The organism is Helicobacter burdigaliensis, assembly GCF_003670295.1.
In the GTDB taxonomy this organism is placed as follows: domain Bacteria; phylum Campylobacterota; class Campylobacteria; order Campylobacterales; family Helicobacteraceae; genus Helicobacter_D; species Helicobacter_D burdigaliensis.
Map to the genome: position 1 here is coordinate 1 of NZ_QXJG01000059.1, position 597 is coordinate 597.

The following is a 597-nucleotide window of genomic DNA, read 5'->3' on the forward strand; positions in this document are numbered from 1 at the left end:
ACCGCTAATAAATCCTGCAAAGCCACCTGCACAAAAAGAGCCATTAATGTTTTTTATATTATTCAAAGTGATGTTTGAGAAAGTTCCATCATTAATATCCCCAGCAAAGCCACCAACAGAATCACCACCACTAATATCCTCTATATCACTTAATGTGATATTAAAAATATCTCCTGCAAAAATCACTCCCGCAAAGCCACCTGCACCACTACCGTTGCCTGCATCAATGTTGCCCCATTCATAATCTACATTAATATTTTTGATAATTGGTTGCTTACTGCTTCTAAAATTTCCAATCTGCCCAAATATCCCTACATAATTGGGCTTATAATCCCCAGTGGCATCCTTACTAATTTCAATATTAATATTTTTAAGCGTATATCCTTGCCCATCAAAGTTGGCTGTAAAGAAATTATCATCCCACTTATCCCCCACAATCATTGAAGTGCAGCCAAGTCCATCTATACAATAATTTGCATAGTTTTGCCAATCTTTTCCTACTTTCCCCTCTCCTTTATTTCCACTAAAATCAATATCCCCCACTAATCTAAATTCATCTATGCTTCTAGTATCTCCTTTATTATTATTCCACCCATT

Annotated in this window: 1 pseudogene; it reads right to left on the reverse strand. The window is 36.0% G+C overall.

The features are described from left to right. Positions 1-597 (reverse strand): annotated as a pseudogene (locus EBF09_RS09025) (hypothetical protein); the annotation flags it as partial.